The organism is Streptomyces silvae (assembly GCF_016745505.1).
In the GTDB taxonomy this organism is placed as follows: Bacteria; Actinomycetota; Actinomycetes; order Streptomycetales; family Streptomycetaceae; genus Streptomyces; species Streptomyces silvae.
Window position 1 is genome coordinate 1 of record NZ_JAERUC010000028.1, and the last position, 23,861, is coordinate 23,861.

Annotated in this window: 22 protein-coding genes; 9 read left to right on the top strand and 13 right to left on the bottom strand. The window is 71.8% G+C overall.

Annotated elements, in window-relative coordinates; genetic code table 11:
• Positions 1-204: 204 nt before the first annotated feature.
• On the top strand, positions 205-1,728 hold the full coding sequence (locus tag JKV81_RS04435; RefSeq protein ID WP_202074956.1) for a catalase: 1,524 nt from the start codon (positions 205-207) through the stop codon (positions 1,726-1,728).
• A 58-nt stretch (positions 1,729-1,786) separates the two neighbouring features.
• Here the strand turns inward: JKV81_RS04435 and JKV81_RS04440 are convergent, their stop codons facing one another.
• The 3 genes from JKV81_RS04440 to JKV81_RS04450 form a co-directional block, all read right to left on the bottom strand.
• Entirely contained in the window at positions 1,787-2,209 is a 423-nt protein-coding gene (locus JKV81_RS04440) for a RidA family protein (RefSeq protein ID WP_202074957.1), read from the bottom strand.
• Positions 2,206-3,333 carry a mandelate racemase/muconate lactonizing enzyme family protein gene (locus JKV81_RS04445; RefSeq protein WP_129265523.1) on the bottom strand — a complete coding sequence of 376 codons (1,128 nt, stop codon included), beginning with the start codon at positions 3,331-3,333 and terminating at the stop codon, positions 2,206-2,208. Before JKV81_RS04445 ends, JKV81_RS04440 begins: the two co-directional genes overlap by 4 nt.
• Before the next feature lie 103 nt (positions 3,334-3,436).
• Positions 3,437-4,216, bottom strand: a complete 780-nt coding sequence (locus tag JKV81_RS04450; protein WP_202074958.1) for a creatininase family protein — start codon at positions 4,214-4,216, stop codon at positions 3,437-3,439.
• A 41-nt stretch (positions 4,217-4,257) separates the two neighbouring features.
• On the opposite strand from JKV81_RS04450, the gene JKV81_RS04455 reads away from it, so the two are divergent.
• Positions 4,258-5,217 (top strand): ROK family protein, encoded by a 960-nt coding sequence (locus tag JKV81_RS04455; RefSeq protein ID WP_202074959.1) that lies wholly within the window; start codon positions 4,258-4,260, stop codon positions 5,215-5,217.
• Positions 5,218-5,231: 14 nt separating this feature from the next.
• On the opposite strand, the gene JKV81_RS04460 is transcribed toward JKV81_RS04455, so the two are convergent.
• From JKV81_RS04460 to JKV81_RS04480, 5 genes are read right to left on the bottom strand one after another with little or no spacing between them, the layout of a single operon-like run.
• Complete coding sequence (locus tag JKV81_RS04460; protein WP_129265521.1) at positions 5,232-6,161, bottom strand: ATP-binding cassette domain-containing protein; 930 nt, start codon at positions 6,159-6,161, stop codon at positions 5,232-5,234.
• Positions 6,158-6,976, bottom strand: a complete 819-nt coding sequence (locus JKV81_RS04465; RefSeq protein WP_202074960.1) for an ATP-binding cassette domain-containing protein — start codon at positions 6,974-6,976, stop codon at positions 6,158-6,160. The genes JKV81_RS04460 and JKV81_RS04465 overlap by 4 nt, the downstream gene beginning before the upstream one ends.
• Positions 6,973-7,887 carry an ABC transporter permease gene (locus JKV81_RS04470; RefSeq protein ID WP_129265519.1) on the bottom strand — a complete coding sequence of 305 codons (915 nt, stop codon included), beginning with the start codon at positions 7,885-7,887 and terminating at the stop codon, positions 6,973-6,975. The genes JKV81_RS04465 and JKV81_RS04470 overlap by 4 nt, the downstream gene beginning before the upstream one ends.
• Complete coding sequence (locus JKV81_RS04475) at positions 7,884-8,882, bottom strand: ABC transporter permease (protein WP_129265518.1); 999 nt, start codon at positions 8,880-8,882, stop codon at positions 7,884-7,886. Before JKV81_RS04475 ends, JKV81_RS04470 begins: the two co-directional genes overlap by 4 nt.
• Entirely contained in the window at positions 8,879-10,453 is a 1,575-nt protein-coding gene (locus JKV81_RS04480; RefSeq protein WP_129265517.1) for an ABC transporter substrate-binding protein, read from the bottom strand. Before JKV81_RS04480 ends, JKV81_RS04475 begins: the two co-directional genes overlap by 4 nt.
• A gap of 54 nt (positions 10,454-10,507) precedes the next feature.
• Between JKV81_RS04480 and JKV81_RS04485 the strand changes: the two genes are divergently transcribed.
• Both JKV81_RS04485 and JKV81_RS04490 read left to right on the top strand, forming a co-directional pair.
• Positions 10,508-11,371, top strand: a complete 864-nt coding sequence (locus JKV81_RS04485; RefSeq protein WP_129265516.1) for an IclR family transcriptional regulator — start codon at positions 10,508-10,510, stop codon at positions 11,369-11,371.
• Complete coding sequence (locus JKV81_RS04490; protein WP_129265515.1) at positions 11,368-12,435, top strand: serine hydrolase domain-containing protein; 1,068 nt, start codon at positions 11,368-11,370, stop codon at positions 12,433-12,435. The genes JKV81_RS04485 and JKV81_RS04490 overlap by 4 nt, the downstream gene beginning before the upstream one ends.
• 106 nt (positions 12,436-12,541) lie before the next feature.
• On the opposite strand, the gene JKV81_RS04495 is transcribed toward JKV81_RS04490, so the two are convergent.
• Positions 12,542-13,819 (bottom strand): LPXTG cell wall anchor domain-containing protein, encoded by a 1,278-nt coding sequence (locus JKV81_RS04495; protein WP_202074961.1) that lies wholly within the window; start codon positions 13,817-13,819, stop codon positions 12,542-12,544.
• A gap of 342 nt (positions 13,820-14,161) precedes the next feature.
• Between JKV81_RS04495 and JKV81_RS04500 the strand changes: the two genes are divergently transcribed.
• The 4 genes from JKV81_RS04500 to JKV81_RS04515 all read left to right on the top strand — a co-directional run bounded on the left by JKV81_RS04500 (position 14,162) and on the right by JKV81_RS04515 (position 17,656).
• Positions 14,162-15,106: an ABC transporter ATP-binding protein gene (locus JKV81_RS04500; RefSeq protein ID WP_202074962.1), complete on the top strand. Its 945-nt coding sequence runs from the start codon at positions 14,162-14,164 to the stop codon at positions 15,104-15,106.
• Positions 15,103-16,071, top strand: a complete 969-nt coding sequence (locus JKV81_RS04505) for an ABC-2 membrane transporter-related protein (RefSeq protein ID WP_202074963.1) — start codon at positions 15,103-15,105, stop codon at positions 16,069-16,071. The genes JKV81_RS04500 and JKV81_RS04505 overlap by 4 nt, the downstream gene beginning before the upstream one ends.
• A 26-nt stretch (positions 16,072-16,097) precedes the next feature.
• Positions 16,098-16,523 carry a GntR family transcriptional regulator gene (locus tag JKV81_RS04510; RefSeq protein ID WP_129265511.1) on the top strand — a complete coding sequence of 142 codons (426 nt, stop codon included), beginning with the start codon at positions 16,098-16,100 and terminating at the stop codon, positions 16,521-16,523.
• Positions 16,524-16,630: 107 nt separating this feature from the next.
• Positions 16,631-17,656, top strand: a complete 1,026-nt coding sequence (locus tag JKV81_RS04515) for a LacI family DNA-binding transcriptional regulator (protein WP_129265510.1) — start codon at positions 16,631-16,633, stop codon at positions 17,654-17,656.
• A gap of 38 nt (positions 17,657-17,694) precedes the next feature.
• On the opposite strand, the gene JKV81_RS04520 is transcribed toward JKV81_RS04515, so the two are convergent.
• From JKV81_RS04520 to JKV81_RS04535, 4 genes are all read right to left on the bottom strand, one after another.
• Positions 17,695-18,591, bottom strand: a complete 897-nt coding sequence (locus tag JKV81_RS04520) for a carbohydrate ABC transporter permease (RefSeq protein ID WP_129265509.1) — start codon at positions 18,589-18,591, stop codon at positions 17,695-17,697.
• Positions 18,581-19,540, bottom strand: coding sequence for a carbohydrate ABC transporter permease (locus tag JKV81_RS04525; RefSeq protein ID WP_129265508.1), 960 nt, complete (start codon positions 19,538-19,540; stop codon positions 18,581-18,583). Before JKV81_RS04525 ends, JKV81_RS04520 begins: the two co-directional genes overlap by 11 nt.
• Positions 19,537-20,901 carry an ABC transporter substrate-binding protein gene (locus JKV81_RS04530; RefSeq protein WP_129265507.1) on the bottom strand — a complete coding sequence of 455 codons (1,365 nt, stop codon included), beginning with the start codon at positions 20,899-20,901 and terminating at the stop codon, positions 19,537-19,539. The genes JKV81_RS04525 and JKV81_RS04530 overlap by 4 nt, the downstream gene beginning before the upstream one ends.
• Before the next feature lie 111 nt (positions 20,902-21,012).
• A complete protein-coding gene (locus JKV81_RS04535) occupies positions 21,013-22,104 on the bottom strand; it encodes a glycoside hydrolase family 172 protein (RefSeq protein ID WP_129265506.1) in 1,092 nt (363 codons plus the stop codon).
• 267 nt (positions 22,105-22,371) lie between these two features.
• On the opposite strand from JKV81_RS04535, the gene JKV81_RS04540 reads away from it, so the two are divergent.
• A complete protein-coding gene (locus JKV81_RS04540) occupies positions 22,372-23,850 on the top strand; it encodes an FGGY-family carbohydrate kinase (protein WP_129265505.1) in 1,479 nt (492 codons plus the stop codon).
• The last annotated feature ends 11 nt before the right edge of the window (positions 23,851-23,861 follow it).

Below are 23,861 nucleotides of genomic sequence, written 5' to 3' on the forward strand. Positions count from 1 at the left end.
ACGGCGCGGGGCGGGCTCGCGGTGAACATCATCGAGTGCTAGACCGCGTCCATGTGTGAATCCCCCCGGCGCGGACAGGCGGACGGTGCCGGGCTCCCCACGGACGCCGACTCGTCCCTTGACTGGCCGGTTGTCCATGTTTGCCTACATTGGTAGAGGGTTACCAGTGCAGGCGCAGGGGACAGACGAAGGGGAACGACGCACATGACCGACACCTCGCACAAGCCGACCACCTCCGACTCGGGCGCCCCGGTGGAGAGCGATGAGCATTCGCTCACCGTCGGCCCGGGCGGGCCGATCCTGCTCCAGGACTCCTACCTGATCGAGCAGATGGCTCAGTTCAACCGTGAACGGATCCCCGAGCGCCAGCCGCACGCCAAGGGCAGCGGCGCGTTCGGGCGGTTCGAAGTGACCGCGGACGTCTCCGCGTACACGAAGGCCGCACTGTTCCAGCCCGGCGCCAAGACCGACCTCGTCATCAGGTTCTCCACCGTCGCCGGGGAGCGGGGCAGCCCGGACACCTGGCGGGACCCCCGCGGCTTCGCGGTGAAGTTCTACACCAGCGAAGGCAACTACGACATGGTGGGCAACAACACCCCCGTGTTCTTCGTGAAGGACCCGATGAAGTTCCAGCACTTCATCCGGTCCCAGAAACGCCGGGCGGACAACAACCTCCGCGACCACGACATGCAGTGGGACTTCTGGACCCTCTCGCCGGAGTCGGCGCACCAGGTCACCTGGCTGATGGGTGACCGCGGCATCCCGCGCACCTGGCGCCACATGAACGGCTACACCTCGCACACGTACATGTGGATCAACGCGCAGGGCCAGCGGTTCTGGGTGAAGTACCACTTCAAGACGGACCAGGGCATCGAGACGTTCACCCAGGACGAGGCCGACCAGATGGCCTCCGCGGACACGGACTACCACACGCGTGATCTCTTCGAGCACATCCGCGACGGGGAGTTCCCGAGCTGGACGCTGAAGGTCCAGATCATGCCGTACGAGGACGCCAAGGACTACCGGTTCAACCCGTTCGACCTGACCAAGGTGTGGCCGCACGGCGACTACCCCCTGATCGAGGTGGGGCGGATGACGCTCGACCGCAATCCCACCGACAACCACGCCGAGATCGAGCAGGCGGCCTTCCAGCCGAACAACTTCGTGCCGGGCATCGGCCCGAGCCCGGACCGCATGCTCCTGGCGCGGCTGTTCTCCTACGCGGACGCGCATCGCTACCGCATCGGCGCCAACTACCAGCAGCTGCCCGTCAACGCCCCGGTCGTCCCGGTGAACACGTACTCCAAGGACGGGGCGATGGCGTACCGGAAGACCACCGACCCGGTCTACGCGCCGAACTCCAAGGGCGGCCCCGCGGCCGACACCGAGCGCTACGGGGCCCCGCCGAGCTGGTACGCGGACGGTGACATCACCCGGGCGGCCTATGTCGACCACGCCGAGGACGACGACTGGGGGCAGCCCGGCACCATGGTGCGGGAGGTCCTCGACGACGCGGCGCGGGACCGGCTGGTGGACAACGTCGTCGGCCACCTGCTCAACGGCGTGACCGAGCCGGTGCTGCAGCGGGCGTTCACCTACTGGTCGAACATCGACAGCGCCATCGGCAAGCGCATCGAGCAGGGTGTGCGCGCGAAGGCCGGTGAGAAGGACCCCAAGGCGGAGAAGCAGGGCAACCCCGCCCGCCGGGACATGCAGCGCAAGGCCTGAGAGCCGGCCGCCACGGGCCTCCACCCCGGATCCACGGGGTGGAGGCCCGTCGCACGGGCTAGGGGCCCGCCGGCGCCTCGGGGCGGACCGCGACGACGTCGATCTCGACCAGGATGTCCATGAGGTCGGAGCCCACGGTGGTGCGGACCGGGTGGGGCGCGGTGAAGAAGGCGCGGTACGCCGCGTCGTAGGCGGCGAAGTCACGGCGCAGGTGCTGGAGGTGCGCCGTCACCTTGACGACGTCCTGCGGCCCGAGCCCCTCGGCCTCCAGCACTGCGCGGACGTTCCGCAGGACCTGGGCGGTCTGTTCCCCGACGGTGTCCGCGACGGCGCCGGTGTCCGGGTCCTGGGGGCCGAAGCCCGAGGTGAACAGGTAGGGGCCCGCGGCCATCCCCTGGCTGTAGGCGCCGGCGGGCGCGGGTGCCCGGTCGGTGACGACCGCGCGGCGGGCGGGGCCGGGGCCATGGGTGGGTCCGGTCATCGGGTCAGGTCTCCTTCACGGGCGTTGACCTCCGCGTAGTGGCGGAGCTTGTCCTCGTCGACGGTGACGCCGAGGCCGGGGCCGGTCGGGACGCGCAGGCTGCCGTTCTCCAGCGGGATCGGCTCGATGATGTCGTCGGCGTGCAGGTAGTACATGGAGTCGATGGCGCGGGACAGCACGGGGGTGCTGCCGACCACCGCGAGATGGGCGGCCGTCGCGATGCCGAGCTCACCGCCGCTGTGCAGGTTCATGCCGAGCCCGAAGGTCTCGCAGTGCGCCGCGAGGGCCTTGGTCGGCGCGATGCCGCCCCACTTGTAGACGTCCCCGTGGATGACGTCCACGGCGCCCAGGCGGACGGCCGGGGCGAAGTCCTCGAAGCGTACGACGCACATGTTGGTGCAGAGCGGTATGCGGACCTTGGCGCGGACCTGGCTCATGCCCTCGATGCCGACGCAGGGGTCCTCCAGGTATTCGAGGTCCAGCTCCTCCAGGGCGATGCCCGCGCGCACCGAGTCGGGCACCGACCAGGCGGCGTTGGGGTCGACGCGCAGGCTGACCTCGGGCAGGGCGGAGCGCAGGGCGCGCAGGATCGCGACGTCGCCCTGGACGTCCTTGGTGCCCTTGAGCTTGACGGCCTGGAAGCCGCCCTCGGCGACGACGCGGCCGGTGTGCTCGGCGAGGGCGGCCGGCAGGTCCGCGGGGCCGGCTCCGGGGGCGTCGGCCCGGGTGATCAGCGCGGTGAGCGGGACCTCCTCGCGTACGGACCCGCCCAGGAGGTCGGTGAGGGACTGGCCGGTGGCCTTGCCCATGGCGTCCCAGCACGCGACGTCGAGGGCGGCGATCGCGGCGTAACCGAGGTAGCCGTAGAAGAAGGGCACCATGTGCTGCTTGCGGTGGAACGCCTCCAGGGCGAAGGGGCTGGTGCCGATGAGGTCCTCGGCGAGGATCTTGACGATCGCGGCGACGGGCCGGCCCCACATGGTCTCGCCCCAGCCCTCGACCCCGGTGTCGGTGCGGATGCGTACGACGGTGCGGGTCTCACCGGTCTTCGTCTCGAAGGAGCTGGTGAACGGGTTGAGCAGGGGCAGGTTCACGACGTGGACGTCGACATCCGTGATCTTCATGGTGTTCCTCGGTCGGTTCGGTGATGCGGTCGGTGCGGGTGGGGCGGTCGCTGCGGGTGGGGCGGTCGGTGCGGTGCGGGGCCGGTCGGGGCGTCGGTGCCGCTCACGGGTCCGTACGGGTCGCGGCGTCGAAGGCCAGGACGGCGCGTGCGAGACCGCGGGCGCGGTCGTCGAGGAGCCGTCGGCCCCGGCCGGCGTCGGCGGTCGAGGCGTCGTCGGTGGACCCGCCGACGCGCTCCCACTCGCCGTGCCGCTCGACGGTCAGCCCCGGGTACGGCGGCCGGTCGAAGAGCGGCGGCGGCTCGACGGGGGCACGCGCGGGCACGGGGGTGCGCACCAGGCCGGGGTGCGCGGCGAGCATCAGGGAGGTCTCGAACCAGCCCGCGTGACCGGGGGTGACATCGGGGCGCCCGCCGTCGTCCTCCCCGCTGGTCACGGTCCAGTACGAGCAGGCGGCGGCGGTTACCTCGGCGCGCAGGGCGAAGCGCTTGACGGCGAGCTTCATGATCTCGTCGTTGCCGCCGTGGCCGTTGACGACGAGGATGCGCCGGTGTCCGCAGGCCGCGAGGGAGTCGAGGATCTCGCCGAGCACGGCGCCGAGGGTGGGGGCGGACAGGGTCAGCGCGGCGGCGAACAGATGGTGCGGGCTGTGGCCGTAGGGCAGCGTGGGCAGCCGGACGAGAGCCGGCACCTCGGCCGTGGCCTCCTCGTCGAGGAGGGCGAGGGCCCGGTCGAGCACGGCCTCCACGAGGAGGGTGTCCGTGCCCATCGGCAGGTGTTCGGCGTGCTGCTCCTGGGATCCGACGGGGAGCACCGCGATGGCGTCGGGCGCCGACTCCCTCGTCTCCCGCCAGGTGGTTTCGGTCAGGTTCCGGTAACTCATGCGGATGTCTCCCCGTGACCTTCACGTGGCAGAGTCGGCGTATGGCGCATGAACGTTCTCCCTTGCGGTTGGTGCCGGACCCCGTGCCGGGTCCGGTGGTGGCGGCCGTCCCCCGCACGCTGGGGGCCGTGGAGCTGCTGCCCGGCCGGATCCGCGCGGCGCTGCTCGACCGGTCGGGCTCGGTGCTCGAACGGGCCGAGACGGAGTTCGACGTGGCGTCCCCGCGCCGCACCGGCGTCGACGAGGCGCTCGCGCGGGTGGCGGCGGTGTTCGAGGGGCGCCGGCCGTCCGGGATCGGTGTCGCGGCGGCCGGTGTGATCGATCCGGCCGGGGGCCGGGTGATCGAGGTCAACGAGGTGCCGGCGCTGCGCGGCTACCGGGTGGCCGAGCGGCTGGAGGAGCTGACCGGGGCGCCCGTACGGGTCGAGCACCGTGCGCGGGTCCAGGTCCTCGGCGACCGGTGGTTCGGTCCGGGCCGGGGGCGCCGCTCCTTCGCCTCGGTGTCCACCGGCGAGGTGCTGGGGGTGGGCATCCTGTACGAGGGTGAGGTGCTGGCCCCGGAGGGCGGCCGCAGCGGCGCGCACATGACCGTGTCCGCCAGTGGTGAGCCGTGCACCTGCGGGCGCCGGGGGTGCTGGAAGACGGTGGCCACCACACGCTGGCTGCGGCAGCGGGCGGAGACGCTCGGCCTCGGCGCTTCGGGTGTCTCGCTCGGTGCGCTGGTGGCCTCGCCGGACGAGGCGGCCCGGACCCTGGTGGCGGAGTACGCGGAGAATCTGGTGCTGGGTCTGGCGACGGTCCAGCAGCTCTTCGCCTGCGGGCTCTTCGTGCTGCACGGTGAGGCCCGCGAGGGCGGGGAGCCGTTCCGCGCCCTGGTCGAGTCCCGGCTGCGCGCCGACGGCCTGGGCGGCGGAGAGCTTCCCCGGGTGGTGGTGAGCGAGGCGGCGGTGGACGATGTCGCCCTGCTCGGCGGGGCGGGGCTGGTCCTGTCCGGCGGGTAGCCGCGGGACGGTGCTCATCGGGCGCCGTCGTGCGCGGGCCGCGGGGCGGTTCCCCCGTCACCGGGCTTCCCGTCTCCGGTCTTCCCGTCACCGGCCTGCGCGGTTTCCTCGTCCCCGGCCAGGGCGGCGCGCCGGGTCCTGCGGGCCTTCACGGGGTCGGGTATCGGTACGGCGTCGAGCAGCTGCCGCGTGTACGGGTGCGCGGGCGCGGTGAACACCTGGTGGGCGGTTCCCACTTCGACCAGAGCGCCCCTGCGCATCACGGCGACCCGGTCGGCCACCTGCCGGACGACGGCGAGGTTGTGGCTCACGAAGACATAGGTGAGGCCGAGGCGCTGCTGGAGTTCGGCGAGCAGGTCGAGGACGCGGGCCTGGACGGACACGTCGAGGGCGCTGGTGGGTTCGTCGAGGACCACGAGGCGGGGTTCGAGGCCGATCGCGCGGGCGATGGAGATGCGCTGGCGCTGGCCGCCGGAGAACTCATGGGGGTAGCGGTCGAGGATCGTGCCGTCGAGACCGACGGCTTCGAGGAGCTCGCCGACGCGCTGCCGGGTCCAGGCCCGGCCGCGCCGGCCCCGGGCCCGCGGGTCGTGGGTGACGAGGGGTTCGGCGACGATGTCCACGATCCGCAGCCGCGGGTTCATGCTGGAGTACGGGTCCTGGAGGACGACCTGCATCTCGCGGCGGACCCCGCGCAGCGCGGCCGCGTCGAGGGCGAAGAGGTCGGTGCCGTCGAAGCGCACGGTGCCCGAGGTCGGTTCCAGCAGACGGAGCAGCAGCCGGGTCAGCGTGGTCTTGCCGCAGCCGGACTCCCCCACCAGCGCGAGCGTCTCGCCCTCGTGGACGGTGAGGCTGACGTCGTCGACGGCGACGCTGCCGGGGCGGCCTCCGAACTCCTTCCGCAGCGCGTCGAGTTCCAGCAGGGGCGGGGCTGTGGCGGTCATCCTGCGGTCTCCAGTCGGGGCGTCGCGTCGAGCAGTCGGCGGGTGTACGGGTCCTCGGGGCGGGCGAACACGTCGTGGACGTCCCCGGTCTCGACGGCCTCGCCGCGGTGCATGACCACCACACGGTCGGCGGTCTCCGCGACGACACCGAGGTCGTGGGTGATGAGGACGACGGCCATGCCGTGGCGTTGCTGGAGCTGGACGAGGAGGTCGAGGATCTGGCGCTGCACGGTGACGTCGAGGGCCGTGGTGGGTTCGTCGGCGATGAGGACGCGGGGGCGGGCGACGAGCGCGGCGGCGATCATGACGCGCTGGCGCAGTCCGCCGGACAGCTCGTGGGGGTACTGGCGGTAGCGGCGCTCGGGGTCCGGGATGCCCACCTCGTCGAGGGCGGACAGCGCCGCCGCCCTGGCTTCGGCCCTGCTGTGGCCGCCGTGGTGGCGGAGGACCTCGGCGACCTGGCTGCCGATGCGCTGCAACGGGTCGAGGCTGGTCATCGGGTCCTGGAAGATCATGGACAGGTCGGCGCCCCGGATACGGCCGAGTTCGCGTTCGCCGCGGGTCAGCAGGTCCTTCCCGTCGAGCAGGATGTGCCCGCCGGCGTAGACGCAGGGCGGCTCGGGGTTCAGCCGGAGCGCGGACAGAGCGGTCGCGGACTTGCCGCTGCCCGACTCGCCGACGACGGCGAGGGTCTCGCCGGGGGCGACGGAGAAGCTGACTCCGCGGACCGCGTGGACGGTGGTGGCGGCGAGGCGGAAGTCGACGCGCAGGTCGTGGATCTCCAGGACGGGTGATGCGGCGGTGGTGGAGGTCATCGGCGGTAGGCCTTCGGGTCCGCGACGTCGCGCAGGGCGTCGCCGGTGATGTTGACGGCGAGGGAGGTGAGCATGAGGGCGACGCCGGGGAAGACGGCGACCCACCAGGAGGTGCCGAGGTAGAGCTGGCCGTCGGCGAGCATCGCGCCCCAGGTGACGGTCTCCTTGGGGACGCCGAGCCCGAGGTAGCTGAGCGAGGCCTCGGCGACGATGGCGGCGGCGACGTGCAGGGTGCCGATGGTGGCGAGCGGGGCCATCACGTTGGGCAGCAGATGACGGCGCATGATCGTGGTGTCGCCGACGCCGATGGCGCGGGCCTCCGTGATGAAGTCCCGGGAGCGCAAGGACAGCACCTCGGAGCGGACGACACGGGCGTACGAGACCCAGCCGGTCACGCCGAGCACGAGGATGACGTACCAGAGGCCGGAGCCGAGGAAGCCGACGACGGCGAGGGCGAGCAGGATCGCGGGGAACGCGAGCTGGACGTCGGCGATGCGCATGAGGACGCGGTCGGGCAGGCCGCCGAAGTAGCCGGAGGCCAGGCCCGCCGCGGTGCCGATGACCCCGGCGAGCAGGGCCGCGCCCGTACCGACGAGGAGCGAGACCCGGGTGCCGTAGATGACGCGGGAGAGCAGGTCGCGGCCGAGCTGGTCGGTGCCGAGGAGGTGGGCGCCGCTGCCGCCGTGCTGCCAGGCGGGCGGCTGGAGCCGCTCCAGCAGGTTCTGCGCGTTGGGGTCGGCGGGCGCGATGAGCGGGGCGAACAGCGCGCAGATCACGACCAGCGCGAGGAAGGCGAGGGCGGCCAGGGCGAGCCGGTTGCGGAGCAGGGTGCGCAGGGCCGCGGTCCGGTGCGAGGGGGCGGCCGGGGCGTGGGCGGCCGCGGGGGCCGGGTTCGGGGAGATCGTGGTCATCGGGCGGTCCTCACCCTCGGGTCGAGGAGGCTGTAGGAGAGGTCGACCAGAAGGTTCACGACGACGAAGGTCGCGGCGAACAGCAGGACGGTGGCCTGGACGAGGGGGAAGTCGCGGTTGGAGATGGCTTCGATGGTGAGCTGTCCGACGCCCGGCCAGGAGAAGACCTGTTCGGTGAGGATGGCGCCCCCGAGGAGGCTGCCGACCTCCAGGCCGACGACGGTGACGACGGGCAGGGAGGCGTTCCGCAGCCCGTGGGTGAGGACGACCTTGACCGGTCCGAAGCCCTTGGCGCGTGCGGTACGGATGTGATCGGCGCTCAGTACGTCGATGAGGGAGGACCGCAGGAGCCGGGCCACCACGGCGACGGAGTACACGGCCAGGGTCACGGCCGGCAGGACGAGGTGGGCGAAGGTCCCGTAGCCCGAGGCGGGCAGGGCGTGCAGGCCGACCGCGAAGACCAGGATGAGCAGGATGCCGATCCAGAACGGCGGGGTGGACTGGCCGAGCAGCACACCGGTCATGACGGTGCGGTCGGTGGCCCGGCCCCGGCGCATCGCGGCGACGGTCCCGGCGGGCAGGGCGACGACGAGGGTGACGACGAGCGCTCCGGCCGCCAGCAGGAGGGTCGCGGGGATGCGGTCGGCGAGGACCGCGCGGACCGGCTGGTTGTAGAAGAGGGAGTCGCCGAAGTCCAGGCGCGGGATGCCCCAGAGGTAGTCGAGGTACTGGGTGAGCAGGGGGCGGTCGAGCCCCAGGCTGTGGCGCAGGACGCCTTCCTGGTCGGCGGTGGCGTCCGGCGGCAGGAGGACCTTCACCGGGTCACCGGAGAGCCGTACGAGGAAGAACGCGACGGTGGCGGTGCACAGCAGGACGAGCAGCGCGGTGCCGAGGCGGGCCGCGGTCATGCGCAGGATGTGAAGCCCTTCGCGGCGGGGCGCGGCGGGCCGTTCGGTGTCCTCGCCGGGGGCTGGGAGGGTCAGGAGCTCGCTCATCGGGAGACCTCCGCGCTCGCCATGTCGAGGACGCCCGCGAAGCCGGGTGTCCAGCGGGGCCTCGTGTTGCGGGCGTAGATGTTGTCGATCTGGAAGAGGGGGACGAAGGGCGCCTCGGTCTTGATGAGCCGCTGGAGGCCGGAGAAGGCCTTCCGCCGGGTCTCCGGGTCGACGGAGAGTTCCTCGAGGTCGACGAGCCGGTCGGCCTCCTTGTCGTGCCAGCGGCTCTGCCGCCGGTCACTGCGTACGTTGGACTGGATCATGCTCTCGCCGTCGAGGGTCCAGACGGTGGAGGCGGCCAGGTACATCGGGCCCAGGGCTCCGTGGTTGTCCGAGGTGAGCCGCTGCGCGTACGTACCGGGGTCGAGGAGGTCGACGCGGGCGTGCACCCCGGCGCGGTCGAGGAGGCCGGCGATGGCCTCCGCGACGTTGGCGTCCACGTTGGAGGCGGTGAGGGTCGTGCTGATGCCGTCCGGGTGCCCGGCCTCGGCGAGCAGGGCGCGGGCCTTGGCGACGGAACGGGTGAACGGCTCGACGCCGGAGTCGAATCCGAAGGCGCCGCGCGGGATCATCGCGGGGACCTCGGTCGCCTGCCCGCCGAGGACGGCCTTGATGAGCAGGGGCACGTCGACCGCGTGGTTGAGCGCCTGGCGCACCCGGCGGTCCTGGAGCGGCCCCGCGGTGAGGGTGTCCAGGGAGAGGTACGAGGTGCGGATACCGGTGTGGTGGTCGAGGCTCACGCCGGTGTAACCGCCCAGCTGCTGGGCCGCGTCGGGGGTGAGTCCGGCAACGAGGTCCACCCCGCCGCTCTGGAGCGCGGCGAGCGCGGAGGACGCGTTGCGGGCGGGTGTGAAGACGAGTTCGTCGACGGCCGGCCTGCGTTCCCAGTGGTGCTCGTAGGCGCGCATCCGCAGTTCGTGGTCGCGCTTCCAGCTCGCGAAGACGAAGGGCCCGGTGCCGACGGGACGGGCGGCGAAGCCCTCGTCACCGACCTCGGCGAGGTAGCGCGGAGGGACGATCACCCCGCCGAAGAGGGACACCTTGTCGGGCAGGATCGGGTCGTGGACGGTGGTGTGGAGGTCCACGGTGAGCCGGTCGACGACGGTGACGCCCTCGACGTAGCGCAGTTCGACGATGGGCGATCGGGTCGCCGGGTCCAGGAGGCGTTCGATGCTGAACTTCACGGCGGCGGCGTCGCACACCTCGCCGTTGTGGAAGGTGACTCCGGGCCGCAGCCGGAAGCGCCAGACGCGGGGCGACACGGCCTTCCAGGACAGCGCCAGGCGGGGCGTCAGGGTGTTGTCGCGGCCCCGCGCCGTGAGGGTGTCGAACATGTTGATCAGGGCGTTCATCGAGATCATGTCGCCCTGCTTCTGCGGGTCCATCGTCTTGGGGTCGCCCGTCTGGGAGACCCGCAGGACGTTGCCGGCACCGACCGCGGGGTCGGTGCCGCAGCCGGTGAGCAGTGCCGGCGCGGCGATCGCGGGGAGCAGCGCACTGCCGTACCGCAGGATCGCGCGGCGGGAGGGGCGGCTGCGGTCCCCGGCCCACCCTCCACGTATTCGTTCCATTGAACAACACATCCGTTCCGGCAGATGGAATGCAGTGGGGGTAAGCTAAGCGACATGGGGAAACCGGTCAATAGCCGTCCGAAGGAGCAGCCGCCTGCGGGCCGGGCTGTCGAACAGTCCGTCATGGGCCCGGTGGACAAGGCGATGGAGGTCCTGTCCGCGCTGGTGGAGACGGGTGCGCCGCACCGTCTGGCCGATCTGGCACGCCGCACGGGGCTCACCAAACCCACCGTGCACCGGCTGCTGCGCGGCCTCGCGGGCTCCGGCTTCGTCGAGCCCGCCGAAGGGGGCAGCTACCGGGCGGGCCCCCGGCTGCTGGGCCTCGCCGCCGCCGCGCTCGACAGCGGTCCGGCACTGCGCCGGATCAGGCCGGTGCTGGCCGAACTCCGCACCAGTACAGGGCTGCTGGCGCACTACGCCGTACGTGACGGGGACGCCGCGGTCTGCCTGGAGGTGTCGGAGCCGGCCCGGGAGTACGCGCTGGAGCTGCGCCCCGGCTCACGGGCGCCCCTGCTGCTGTCCGCACCGGGCCTCGCCGTGCTGGCCGCGCTGCCGTCCGCCGAGGCCGAGGAGGCCTTCTCCGCAGCCGAGGCGGCCGGCCACCCGCTGCCGGTGCCCGCGGCGGATCTGCGGGACGAGATCGCCGCCGCCGCGGAGCGCGGGTACGCGGTCGACGACCAGTACGAGCAGGAGGACCGCCGCGCACTGGCCTCGGCGGTACGGGACGCCGAGGGACGGGTCGTGGGGGCCGTCGCGCTCACCGGACTCGTCTTCACCCTGGACCGGGCGGGAGTCGAGCTGTACGGCCCGATGGTCCGCGCCGCCGCACGCGCGGTCTCCGCCGGGCTCGCGTCCGACGGGCGCCCCGGGCTCACGGTGGCCCGCGAGGCGGTACGCGACCTGGGTGCGGGCCTGTGAGCGCGGGGACCGCCGTCACGGGCGGGAGCGGACGCGCCGCCGTACTGGCCGGGGGCAGGGAGCGGCGCCTCTACTCGGGCGCCGCCTGGTCCGTGGGCTCCGCGCGGGGCCCCGTGGACCGGGGATGGCTGGGCACCAGGGCCTGGGACGGCGCGGAGCTGGACGGCGAGGATCTCTGGGATCTCGCCTCCGTCACCAAACCCGTGGTGGGCCTGGTCGTCATGGCGCTCGCCGAGCGGGGCGCGCTGTCCCTGGCCGGCACGGTGGGCGCACTCCTCCCGCGCTACCGGGACACCGACACGGCGCGGCTGACCGTCACCGAACTCCTCACCCACACCTCGGGCCTGCCCGGGCGGGTCCCGATGTACCGCAGCCACCCCACCCGGGAATCCCTGCTCACCGGCCTCGGCACCCTGCCGCTGCGGGCGGCGCCGGGCGTCCGGGTCGAATACTCCTCCCAGGGCTTCATGCTGCTCGGCCTCATCGCCGAACAGGCGGGCGGGCAGGGGCTGGACGCACTGGTGGACGAGCTGGTGTGCGCCCCGCTGGGCATGGGGGACACCGGTTTCAATCCCGGCCCCGCGGCCCGGGAGCGGGCCGTCGCGACCGAGCGCTGCCCCTGGCGCGGCAGGACGGTCGTGGGAGAGGTGCACGACGAGAACGCGGTCGTCCTCGGCGGGATCGCGGGCCACGCGGGGCTCTTCTCGACCCTCGCCGACACGGAGCGGCTCGCGGTCTGCCTGGCGGGCGGCGCGCGCGAACTGCTGCGCCCGGAGACGTACTCGCTGATGACGGCCCCGCACACCGACGGACTGAACCTCCGCCGCGCGCTCGCCTGGCAGGGCCAGGACCCGTCCGGCTCCCCCGTCGGCCCGTCCTTCGGCCCGTCGTCGTACGGCCACACCGGTTTCACGGGGACGAGCCTGTGGATCGACCCCGGCACGGGCCGTTACGCCGTACTCCTCACCAACCGGGTCCATCCGGCGCGGGACGGCGACGGGATCGTGGACCTCCGCCGGGAGTTCCACTCGGTGGGCACGGCCCACGCGTCGCCGCGGCCGTGACACGGCGACGGGCCCGGCACCGTGCGGTGCCGGGCCCGTCTGGCCTGCTCGTACGCCGGGCACGCTCCCGCGTCGGGCGTGCTCACGCGTCACGGGCGCTCACGCGTCAGGCGTGGGACCCGGCCTTGCGGCGGCGTACGACGAACACCGCGCCCGCGCCGATCGCCAGCGCCGCGCCGCTCGCGAGGGCGAGCTGCGAGGTGGACGAGCCCGTGGCGGCGAGGCTGCCGCCGACGGGGGTGGCCGACGTGCCGGTCTGCGGCTTGACGTCCGGGGTGTTCGGCTTGCTCGTGCCGGGCTTGGCGTCGTCGACCTTGCCCGGGTCGCTGCCCGCGGCGGCGATCATGAACTCGTAGCCCTCGAGGTCGGGGCTCCCGCCGCAGCTGCCGTCGGCGTTCCAGTAGTCACCGGCGACGAAGGTGACGCCATTGCCCGCGGGGGCCTTGGCGTCGACCGTGAGGCGCAGCTTGACGTCGGCGTGGGCGCCGGCCCTCAGCGGGCTGATCTTCTCGATGTAGTTCTCGTTGTCGACGTTCTTCCACGTCGAGGACGAGGCGGACGACCACTGCAGGTGCACCAGGTCGTCGAGGTCGTTGAGCCCGCTCCGGTCGGTCGCGTGGGCGTAGACGAACGGGAAGACCTCGTCCATGGTCTTCTCGGTGCCGTTGGTCACCCGGAGGCGGAAGTCGACCTTCGTGCCGGCGACGACGGTGGACGGCAGACCCGTGACGACCGTGGTGAGCTTGGCCTCGGGGACGCAGGTGTCGTCCTCCTCGCCGCCCTCGGCCTCCTCCTCCTTCGCCTTGGCCAGCGCGGCGTCCGCGGCGGTCTTGTCGGCGAGCGCCTGCTCGGTGGCCTTCTGCGCCGCGTCGAGCACCCGGACCGCGGCGACCCGCGCGTCGTCGCGCGCGTCCACGGCGGCCTTGACCTTGGCGTCGGCGGCGGCCTTGACCTCGGTGGCGGCCTCGGCGGCGGCCTTCGCCTCGGCGAGAGCGGTCGCCGCAGCGGCCTTCTCCTCGTCGGTGGCCGTCTCCGGAAGGGCTGCGACGGCCGCTTCGGCGTCGACGACCGCCTGGTCGGCATCGGTCTTCGCGGTGGCGGCCTCCGCCGCCGCCGTCTCGGCGGCCTTGACGGCCACGGCCAGGTCGAAGCTGTCGGAAAGGGTCTCCTCCAGGGCGGCCTCGGCGGCGCTCTCGGCCGCGACCGCCTCGTCGTACGCCGCCTGAGCCGCCGCGGCGGCCTTCTCCAGCTCCGCGACGGACGGCTTCTCCTGCGTCTGCGCCGCAGGCTTTCCGTCGGCGAACGCGGGGGTGACCGACAGCAGGACGGCAGGTGTGGTCACTGCGGCGGCGACAGCTGTGGCAAGTATCCGGCGAATCTTCACAAGAGCCCTTCGGGGTCCGAAAAAAGAGAGAAGGGGTCGCAGCGGAATGGGGCACGCTGATGCGACTCGGGGGTGATCGTATGGCCGGGACAGCGACCGGCCGTCACATTTTCTTCACCCGTTCCGACCGGCACCTCGGCACCCGGACAGACAGAAAAGACGAAAGGGTGCAGTTGCGTTCACTCCCTGTGCTTTCGCTGTGAGGAACGCCACACACGCTTCGGCGCTCACTCCACCCCCTCCCCCATCGGGCCTCCCTCCCGGGCGAGTTCGGGGTTTGACAGCCATGCCGCACCATGACCATGATTCCATTAATTGACTCATGGAATTGAGGTGGGGCGCGTGGCGGACACGAGCGACACGGGCGGGAGTCCGGGCACCTGGGCCCTGGAGGCCCGCGGACTGGGGAAGCGCTACCGGCGCGGATGGGCCCTGCGTGACTGCTCCTTCCGGCTGCCGGCCGGACGGATCTGCGGCCTCGTCGGGCCGAACGGCGCGGGGAAGAGCACCCTGCTGGGCCTGGCTTCCCGTCAGATCGCGCCGACGGAGGGCGCACTGCGGGTGTTCGGGGTGCCGGTGGACGACCCCGGCGTGATGCCGAGGTTCGCCTTCCTCGGGCAGGACAAGCCGATGTACAAGCGGTTCACCGTGGCGGAGACGCTGCGGCTGGGCAGCGAGCTCAATCCGGGCTGGGACGCGGCGGCGGCGGAGCGGATCGTGCGCTCCGGCGGTGTGCCGATGGACGCCGCCGTCGGGACGCTCTCCGGCGGGCAGCGCACCCGGGTCGCCCTCGCGCTGGCCTTCGGCAAACGGCCGGACCTGCTGCTGCTCGACGAGCCGATGGCGGACCTCGACCCGCTGGCCCGCGACGAGATGGGCACCCTGCTGATGGCCGAGGCCGTCGAGCGCGGGACCACGGTGGTGATGTCCTCCCACATCCTGGCCGAGCTGGAGGACATGTGCGACTACCTGCTGGTTGTCGCCGACGGCCGGATCCGGATGGCGGGTGACGCGGACGCCTTGGTCCCGGCGCACGCCCTGGTGACCGGGCTCGCCGAGGACGGGGGTCTGCCCGCCGCTCTCGCCCGCCACACGGTCATCGAGCAGCGCGTCCAGGGGCGGCAGTTCCAGGCGATGCTGCGGACCGACGGCCCGCTGACCGGGGACTGGCAGGTCGCCGAGCCCAGCCTGGAGGAGGTGCTGCTCGCGCATCTGCGCTCGCCGGACGCTCCCGCGCTGTACACACCGGGCGCACGCATCGAGACCGAGGGGACCAGGACCGCATGAGCACCACCGTCACCGGCACACCTGCCGCGCGCACCGCCCGCCCGAGGATGCTGCGCGGGCTGACCTGGCTGGTCCTGCGCCAGCACCGCACCACCCTGTTCTGCGTCCTCGGCCTCACGCTGCTCGGCTCGCTCTGGATCGTGTACCAGCGCGGCCAGCTCAACGACGTGCTCGCCGCGGCCGGCTGGCCGGAGAAGAGCGTGCCGCTGCCCGTCGTGGGCGAGGGCTACAGCAGGCTCACCTCCCTGCTGGGCCTGCTGCCCGGCATCCTCGCCGTCTTCCTCGGCGCCCCGCTGATCGCCGCCGACCAGGAGCAGGGCACCGCGCAGCTCGTCACCACCCAGTCCGTGGCCCGGCGCCGCTGGCTCGTCGCGAAGCTCGGCTGGTGCCTCCTGATCACCCTGGTGGCCTGCTCGGTGCTCTCCGCCGTCTTCACCTGGTGGTGGCGGCCCCACCGCTCGGTCCTGCCCAGCCACTGGATGGACAGCTCCGCCTTCGACACCACGGGCCCCGTCCTGCCCGCGCTCGCCCTGTTCCTCACCGCGGCCGGCTTCACCATCGGCATCCTGGTGCGCCGGGTCCTGGCCTCCATGGTCGTCACGTTCGTCTTCTGTGTGGCCGCCCAGACGGCGTGGGGGATGTACCGGCCCCTCCTGGGCACGGCGCGCACCCTCACCTATCCCCTGGACGACCCTCTCCCGTCCCGCCTGGAGGACGCGTACGAACTGGACCGCTGGATCGGCAGCGCGGACGGGCAGCTGTACGGCTGGGGTTCGTGCGCCGAGGCGACCGAGAAGGCGACGAACGCGTGCCTCCAGGAGAAGGGCATCGTCAACAACGTCTTCGAGTACCTCGAGTACGACCAGATGGCGGCCATGCAGTGGGCGGGCGCCGGCATCCTGCTGGCGGGCACCGCCGTACTGACCGCGTTCGCCCTCTGGTGGGCCTCCCGCCGCTCCCTGTAGGACCGGCACCCCGTTCTCTCCGTAAAATGTCGTTCATCGAGCGGAAGGTGATGTCCGTGGTCGTGTTCCGCATCGACCGTCGCAGCGGTGTGGCGACGTATCTCCAGATCGTCCGGCAGGTCGAACAGGCCCTGCGGATGGGCGCGCTGGAGGAGGGCGACCGGCTGCCCACCGCCGCGCAGGTCGCCGCCACCACCAAGGTCAACCCGAACACGACGCTCAAGGCCTACCGGGAGCTGGAGCGCGCGGGGCTGGCGGAGGTGCGTCAGGGGGCGGGGACCTTCATCACCCGCACCCTCGCCGATCCGGACTCCGGCCCCGAGTGGCCGCTGCGCACGGCCCTGACCGAATGGCTGCACCAGGCACGCGCCGAGGGCCTGGACGGCGAGGAGGTCCAGGCCCTGTTCGGGGCGGCGTTCGAGGCCGCGTATCCCGGCGCCCCCGGCGGCTGACCCGCGCCCTTCCTGCCCGGCCGTATCCCAAGGCGTACACAGGTGAAATCCTTTTCACCCGCAGGTAGGGTGACCGGGACGGCGGGCAGAGAGGGTACGGGACGCAGGTGGCGACGATCCATGATGTGGCGCGGGCCGCCGGGGTTTCACCGGCGACCGTCTCGCGCGTCTTCAACGGCGGCAACGTCACCCCGGCGCGGGTCCTCTCCGTGCGGCAGGCCGCCGCGGAGCTGGGGTTCGCTCCCAACAGGGTCGCCCGGTCGCTGCGCAAGCAGCAGTCGAGCGTGATCGCGCTGATCATCCCGGACATCGAGAACCCGTTCTTCACCTCGCTGGCCCGTGGCGTCGAGGACGCCGCGCAGCGCACGAGCCTCTCGGTCGTCCTGTGCAATTCCGACCAGGACACCGAGAAGGAGCGCCGGTATCTGGAGGTCGCGCTCGGTGAGCAGATGGCCGGGGTGATCGTCGCGGCGGCCTCCCAGGACCGTACGGACCTGGGGCCGCTGATCGCGCGCGGGGTGCCCGTGGTGGCCGTCGACCGCCGGCCGCACGACGCCGACGTCGACGCCGTCATGGTGGACAACCACCACGGCGGTGAGGTCGCCACCCGCCATCTGGTGAAGGCCGGCTACCGCAGGATCGCCTGCATCACCGGCCCCGAGGGCGCCTCCACCTCGGAGGAGCGCCTCGGCGGGTACCGCGCCGCGCTGGGCGCTGCCGCGCGCGGGGGGACGCCCGGCGCCCCGCCGGCTCCGGAGCTCGCGCAGGCCTGGGTGCGGTACGCGGACTTCCGGGTCGAGGGCGGCCGGCTCGCGATGCGTGAGCTGCTGGCGCTGCCCGAGCCGCCCGACGCGGTGTTCGTCGCCAACAACCTCATGACGATCGGTGTGCTGGAGGCGCTGCGCGAGGCTCGGCAGGAACCGCCGAGCACCGGCGTCCTCTCCTTCGGCGACGTGCCGTGGGCGTCGCTGGTCCGGCCGTCACTGACGACGGTCGAGCTCCCCAGTTACGAACTGGGGCGTACCGCTGCCGAGTTGCTGCTGCAGCGCATGTCGGGCAGTTCGGCGGCCCTGCAGACCGTGGTGCTGCGCACGACGCTCCAGGCACGCGAGAGCACCGCCGGCCCGGGGTGATCCGGCCCGGCGGTGCGTACGTACGCTCCCGCCCGGGGTTACTTGAGACCCGAGGTCTTGATGGACTCCACGATCTGGCGCTGGAAGGTGAAGAACAGCGCCAGCATCGGCAGGGCCGCCACCGTCGCCGCCGCCAGGATGTAGTTCCAGTTCGAGCTGTACTGCGTCTGGAACGAGGCAATCCCCAACTGGACGACGGTCAGAGCCTCGTCGTTGGTGACGACCAGGGGCCAGACGAAGGCGTTCCAGTTGGCTAGGAAGAAGAAGACCGCCAGCGCGGAGAGGATCGGCCGGGACATCGGCAGGACGATGTTCCAGTAGACGCGCCAGTGGCCGCAGCCGTCGATGATCGCGGCCTCCTCCAGTTCCTTCGGCAGCCCCAGGTAGAACTGGCGCAGCAGGAAGATGCCGAAGGCGTTGAAGATCGCCGGGATGATGAGGCCGGCGTAGCTGTTGAGCAGGTGCAGTTCACGGGCGACCAGGAAGAGCGGGATCAGCACCACGGGCGCGGTGACCAGCAGCGTCGCGAAGATCGCCATGAAGATCTTCTCGCGGCCGGGGAAGCGGAGCCTGGCCAGCGCGTACGCGGCCATCGAGTGGAACAGCAGCGCGGCGACGGTGATCACCGCGGAGGTGAAGAAGCTGTTCCAGAGGTAGCGCGCGAAGGGGACCTCGGTGAAGACGTAGACGAAGTTCTGGACGGTGATCTCGGTGGGGATCAGCTTCCCGTCGGTGACCGTGGACCGCGTCTTGAAGGCGGAGACCACCATCCACAGGACGGGGAAGACACTGACGGCCGACAGGACGACGGCCAGTGCGGTCAGTCCGGCGCGTCCGGTGCGCGGCCGCCGTCCCGTGCGCGACCGGCGTTCCGTGTGCGGACGCCGTTCCGTGTGCGGACGCCGCGCGGTCACCGCGTGCGTGTCACTCGCCATCGTCGAACCTCCCGCCCCTCGTGAGCTTGAAGACCACCGCGGAGCAGATGACCATGATCAGCACCAGGAACGAGCCCATGGCGGCGGCATAGCCGTACTCCCCGAACCCGAAGGCCTGTTGGTAGATGTAGAAGATGGCCAGCGCGGTGCCGTTGGCGGGACCGCCGTTGGTGAGGACGAAGACCAGGTCGAGACCGCCGGTGATGGCGGCGACCGTGGCCATCAGCACGACGAAGAAGCTGGTGGGCCTCAGCAGCGGCCAGGTGATGGTGCGGAACGCGGTCCAGGGGCCGGCCCCGTCGAGCCTGGCCGCCTCGTAGTACTCGTTGGGGATCTCCTGGAGCCCGGCCAGGAAGATGATCATGTAGTAGCCCATCATCACCCAGACCATGACGGCGATGACGCAGCCGAGGGCGAGCGAGGGGCTGCCGAGCCACGACCGTCCGTCGAACCCGGCCGCGCGCATGGCCCTGTTCACCACCCCGACCTGGTCGTCGAGCATGAACTTCCACAGCAGGCCGACGACGACCAGGCTGATGACGTAGGGCAGGAAGAGCATGGTCCGGTAGGCGCCCATGCCGGGCAGCTTCTGCTTGACCAGCAGCCCGAGACCGAGACTCACGCAGAACAGGACCGGGACGAGCACCACGACGTAGAGGCCCGTGATCCTCATCGAGCTCCAGAACAGCGGGTCGTTCATCATGCGCTCGTAGTTGCCGAGCCCGACCCACTCGTAGCTGCCGAAACCGCTCACCTGGAAGAAGCTCATGGCGACGGAGAGCACCATCGGGATGCCCACGAACAGCAGCAGCCCGATGACGTCGGGGGCGAGGAAGAGACCCGCGGCGACCCATTCCCGGTGCTTACGGCTCAGTCCCGGCGGCCGGCTCCTCCGTACGGACTCGGAGGCCGGGGTGGCCGTGCGGTCCGGTGCGGCGACGCTGCTCATATCAGGCTCGCCCCCTTGTAGCTCCTGGTGTAGGCCGCGATGGACTCGGCGGCCCGTTCGGTTTCCACGGCCACACTGCGGCCGGCGAGCATGGTGCCCTGGATGGCGTCGGAGATCGCCTTGTAGACGACCGGGGGGTAGCGCGGTTCGGCGACGCCTCCGGGGAAGATGTCGTCCTTGAACGCCTTCATGGTCGCGGAGTCGTACCCGCCCTTGGCGGCGCCTCGTTCCAGGGCGCTGGCCCGGGGTGCCACGTCGGACTTGGCGACGGTGCACCACTCGACCATGCGGTCGACGGACTCGTCCTTGGTCGAACCCAGCGCCCAGGCGCAGAACTCGGCGGCGGCGTCGGGGTCGCGGCCCTTGGCGTTGGCGCAGAACGACCAGCCGCCCAGCGCGGTGCGGTAGGTGCCGCCCGGTGGCAGGGGGTTCTTGAACACCCCGTACGGGAAGTCCGGCGCGTACGCCTTGAAGCTGGACACCTGCCAGATGCCCTGCTGCCACATGGCCACGTTGCCGGCCTTGAAGCCGCTGATGACGTCGCCGGCGGCGGGCAGGGTGCGGGGCGCGATGCCGTGGCGTACGGCGTCCTGCCAGAACTGGAGGGCCTGGCGGGTGGCGGCGGAGTCGAAGGCCACGTCGCCGCGCTCGTCCAGGACGTCGCCGCCGCCCTGCCACATCCACGGGTACCAGGTGAAGTTCTGGTAGTAGCCGGGGTTGGTCTCGAAGACGAGTCCGGCGCGGGTCCCGCTGCGCAGCTTGTCGCCGATGTCGAGCATCTGGTCCCAGGTGGTGGGGATGTCGGCCTCGGACAGTCCGGCCTTCTCCCAGGCGGGGACGCTGTAGAACATGGCCAGCGGCTCGACCTCCATGGGGAGGGCGTAGACCTTGTCACCGACCCTGCGGCTGTCGAGGGCGGATCCGTAGTCGGCGACCGCCTCCTTGTCCATGTGCGGGGTGAGGTCGGCGAGCACCCCGCCGTTGTAGTAGCGCAGGAAGTCACCGGGGCTGAGCAGGAAGATGTCCGGCCCCTCCCCGGTGGCGAAGGCGGAGGGCAGCTTGAAGCCGTTGAGATAGGTGGGCTGCGGGATGTACACGAGGTCGATCTGGGTCCGGTGGGTGGCGTTCCACTGCTTGACCATGTCGACGAACCAGGCGGACTGGGCGTTGACCGCGGGGTCGGGCGACCTCTGGGGGCCGTAGAAGTTCCAGAACTGCAGGCGGCCGCCCTTCGCCTGGGCCGTGCCGCAGCCGGAGAGCAGGGCGGGGGCCGCCGCGGCCGCCCCCGCACCCGCCATCGCGGTGAGGAGACGGCGGCGCGAAGGGGCCGGTCGCCCGGCGTCGTTGCCGTGCTGGAGCATGCGTGCGCTCCTGTCGGAGTGGGAGGGAGAGCTGGGGGACGAAGATCCTGGGGGCGGGCCTGGTTCTTGCGGATCAGGCCGGATCCGGGGGCCGAACGCGCGAGGGCGCGGTCAGCCGACTTCGAGGTCGAGCAGGCCGGGTGTGGCCGGCCGGGACGCGGAGGCCGGTGCGTCCAGGTAGAAGAGCGACGTGCTGGCGATGTCGTCGCTGGTGTGGCGGTAGCGGTGCGGCAGGCCGTTGCCCTGTCCGGGGCCGATACCGAGGCTCTGCACGGTGACCCGCAGGTCCTCCGAGAAGCGGATGGGGTCCAGGATGTGCCAGCGGTACATCCCGAAGCGCTGCTGGCTGCTGTAGAGGCCGTCGGGGCGCAGGATCTGGTTCAGTCCCAGGTAGGGCGTGGTGTAGGCGGTGTATCCCTGGCCGGGTACGTCGAAGTTCCAGGCGCCGCCGAAGTAGTCCTCGGTGCCGGTGCCGCAGATCGTCGGGTACTCCTCGTCCCCGTCCAGGAAGAACTTGAGCTCGCCCTCGCCCCACCAGCCCGGGCTGTTGACCCCCCAGGCCAGGTAGGTGCCGACGTAACTCCCGGCGCCCGTCACGCCGTCGAGCAGGGTGTGCTCCTCGCCGAGCGGCACCGGGTGGCTGCGCCGCCACTGGGCGTGGAAGTAGGAGGCGTCGTCGGGGACCTCGTCGAGCTCGTAGTCCACCTGGTAGTAGAGGGTGACGGTCTCCGCGGACAGGTTCTCCAGGGTGATGCGCGCCGCGCGGCGGAAGGGCATCGGCCAGTACGCGTTGAAGCCGCCGCTCGGGTTCGCCGCCACCGGCACGGAGGAGACCTGGCTGAACGTGTTCCAGCCGTTGCAGAAGAAGTCGCCCAGCGGCACCTCGACGGCCGGTTCCTCCTCACCCTCCCAGTACATGCGCAGCAGCGTGCCCCGCCAGGCCTCGTGCGGTGCGGTGGTGCACCACAGGTGGCGGAGGGTGCCGGGGCCCTCGATGTCGGCGAGCGTCACGGTCGCGCCCGCGGCGATGTCGACGCTGGGCGAGATCTTCCAGCCGGGACCGAGCCTGCTCGCCGCGACCGCGCCGGTGCCCTCGGTGGCCCTCCCGCCGCCCGACTTGGCACCGTCGAAGTTCTCGGCGCTGATGGAACGGCTGACGGCACGCGTCCTGCGCGAGATGCCGTCGAGTCCAAAGGTCGTCATCGTCTGTGTGCCCTCACGGGTGGAGTACGGGAGTGACGCCCGCCGCGCGGCGCGGGGCCGGCGGTGGGGCGCGGAAGGAATGGCGGGGAAACGACGTTTCGATCACCCGTGAAATCCATTTCACCGAAACGTAGAAGGGGGCTCCGGGAGTGTCAAGAGGTGAGACCGGGCGAGGGTGCGGTGTCCGTTATGCAGCTCTTCTGCCCGGAGAAGGGGCGTGTCGCCAACCTCTTGACCTTGAAATCGATTTCTGCCAGCGTCTCCCTCATGCCTCGCAACGCAGTCATCGGTGTGGACATCGGCACGTCGAGCAGCAAGGGCGTACTCGTCGGTCTCGACGGCGCGCTGCTCCGCACGGCCGTACGGGAGCACACACCCTCCCGGCCGGGCCCCGGCCGCTTCGAGATGGACGCCTCCGTGTGGTGGCGCGAGTTCACCGAGCTGGCACGGGAGTTGACCGCCGCGGACGACACCTCGGTGGTGGCGGTCGGGGTGAGCGGCATGGGTCCCTGCGTCCTGCTCACCGACGAGGCCGACGTCCCGCTCCGTCCCGCCGTGCTCTACGGCGTCGACACCCGGTCGGTCCGGCAGATCGAGCGGATCGAGAAGCAGCTCGGGCACGAGGAGATCGTCCGACGGGGCGGGTCCGCCCTGACCACCCAGGCCGCCGGCCCCAAGATCGCCTGGATCGCCGAGGAGGAGCCCACCCTCTACGCCCGCGCCCGGCGTCTCTACATGCCCAGCTCCTGGCTGACCCGCAAGCTGACCGGCGCGTACGTCCTGGACCACCACTCGGCCAGCCAGTGCTCCCCGCTCTACGACACGGACGCCCACGACTGGTACGCCCCCTGGGCCGCCGAGGTGGCGCCCGGCATCGACCTCCCGCCGCTGCGCTGGTCGGGCGAGGCGGCCGGCACGGTCACCGCCGAGGCCGCGCGGGAGACGGGTCTGCCCGCCGGAATCCCCGTCACCACCGGCACGATCGACGCCTGGGCCGAGGCCCTCAGCGTGGGCGCGCAGAACACCGGCGACCTGATGCTGATGTACGGCACGACCATGTTCCTGATCCACACCGTGCCCGCGCCACTGACCAGCCCGTCGCTGTGGGGCACGGTCGGCGCGCTGCCCGGGACCCGCAACCTGGCCGGCGGCATGGCCACCTCGGGGGCGGTGACCAACTGGCTGCGGGACCTGCTGGGCGCCGGTGACCACACCGAACTGCTGCGGCGTGCCGAGCGGTCCGGGCCCGGGGCGAACGGCCTGCTGATGCTTCCGTACTTCTCGGGCGAACGCACCCCCGTGATGGACCCGGACGCCCGCGGTGTGATCGCCGGACTCACCCTGTCCCACACCGCCGGCGACCTCTACCGGGCGGCGCTGGAGGCCGTCGGGTTCGGGGTGCGCCACAACATCGAGGTCATCGAGGCGGCGGGCGGCGACATCGGCCGGGTGGTGGCCGTCGGCGGCGGGACGCAGGGGCCGCTGTGGACGCAGATCGTCTCCGACATCACGGGCCGGGACCAGGAGCTGCGGACCACGACCATCGGGGCGGGCTACGGCGGCGCCCTGCTGGCCGCGCAGCTGGTCGGCGAGGCCTCCATCGACGACTGGAACCCGGTGCGCGGGACGGTGACGCCCCGTCCGGACCACGCCGGGCGCTACGACGAGCTGTACGCGCTCTACCGGCGGCTCTACGAGGACACCGCGCCCACCGTCCACTCACTGGCGGCGCTGCAGAGCCGCTGAAAACGGGCACG

Bases quoted from the DNA above. Each gene is read 5' to 3' on its own strand.
- JKV81_RS04435 (WP_202074956.1), top strand. From the start codon at position 205: ATGACCGACACCTCGCACAAGCCGACCACCTCCGACTCGGGCGCCCCG.
- JKV81_RS04440 (WP_202074957.1), bottom strand. From the start codon at position 2,209: ATGACCGGACCCACCCATGGCCCCGGCCCCGCCCGCCGCGCGGTCGTC.
- JKV81_RS04445 (WP_129265523.1), bottom strand. From the start codon at position 3,333: ATGAAGATCACGGATGTCGACGTCCACGTCGTGAACCTGCCCCTGCTC.
- JKV81_RS04450 (WP_202074958.1), bottom strand. From the start codon at position 4,216: ATGAGTTACCGGAACCTGACCGAAACCACCTGGCGGGAGACGAGGGAG.
- JKV81_RS04455 (WP_202074959.1), top strand. From the start codon at position 4,258: ATGGCGCATGAACGTTCTCCCTTGCGGTTGGTGCCGGACCCCGTGCCG.
- JKV81_RS04460 (WP_129265521.1), bottom strand. From the start codon at position 6,161: ATGACCGCCACAGCCCCGCCCCTGCTGGAACTCGACGCGCTGCGGAAG.
- JKV81_RS04465 (WP_202074960.1), bottom strand. From the start codon at position 6,976: ATGACCTCCACCACCGCCGCATCACCCGTCCTGGAGATCCACGACCTG.
- JKV81_RS04470 (WP_129265519.1), bottom strand. From the start codon at position 7,887: ATGACCACGATCTCCCCGAACCCGGCCCCCGCGGCCGCCCACGCCCCG.
- JKV81_RS04475 (WP_129265518.1), bottom strand. From the start codon at position 8,882: ATGAGCGAGCTCCTGACCCTCCCAGCCCCCGGCGAGGACACCGAACGG.
- JKV81_RS04480 (WP_129265517.1), bottom strand. From the start codon at position 10,453: ATGGAACGAATACGTGGAGGGTGGGCCGGGGACCGCAGCCGCCCCTCC.
- JKV81_RS04485 (WP_129265516.1), top strand. From the start codon at position 10,508: ATGGGGAAACCGGTCAATAGCCGTCCGAAGGAGCAGCCGCCTGCGGGC.
- JKV81_RS04505 (WP_202074963.1), top strand. From the start codon at position 15,103: ATGAGCACCACCGTCACCGGCACACCTGCCGCGCGCACCGCCCGCCCG.
- JKV81_RS04510 (WP_129265511.1), top strand. From the start codon at position 16,098: ATGTCGTTCATCGAGCGGAAGGTGATGTCCGTGGTCGTGTTCCGCATC.
- JKV81_RS04520 (WP_129265509.1), bottom strand. From the start codon at position 18,591: ATGGCGAGTGACACGCACGCGGTGACCGCGCGGCGTCCGCACACGGAA.
- JKV81_RS04525 (WP_129265508.1), bottom strand. From the start codon at position 19,540: ATGAGCAGCGTCGCCGCACCGGACCGCACGGCCACCCCGGCCTCCGAG.
- JKV81_RS04530 (WP_129265507.1), bottom strand. From the start codon at position 20,901: ATGCTCCAGCACGGCAACGACGCCGGGCGACCGGCCCCTTCGCGCCGC.
- JKV81_RS04535 (WP_129265506.1), bottom strand. From the start codon at position 22,104: ATGACGACCTTTGGACTCGACGGCATCTCGCGCAGGACGCGTGCCGTC.
- JKV81_RS04540 (WP_129265505.1), top strand. From the start codon at position 22,372: ATGCCTCGCAACGCAGTCATCGGTGTGGACATCGGCACGTCGAGCAGC.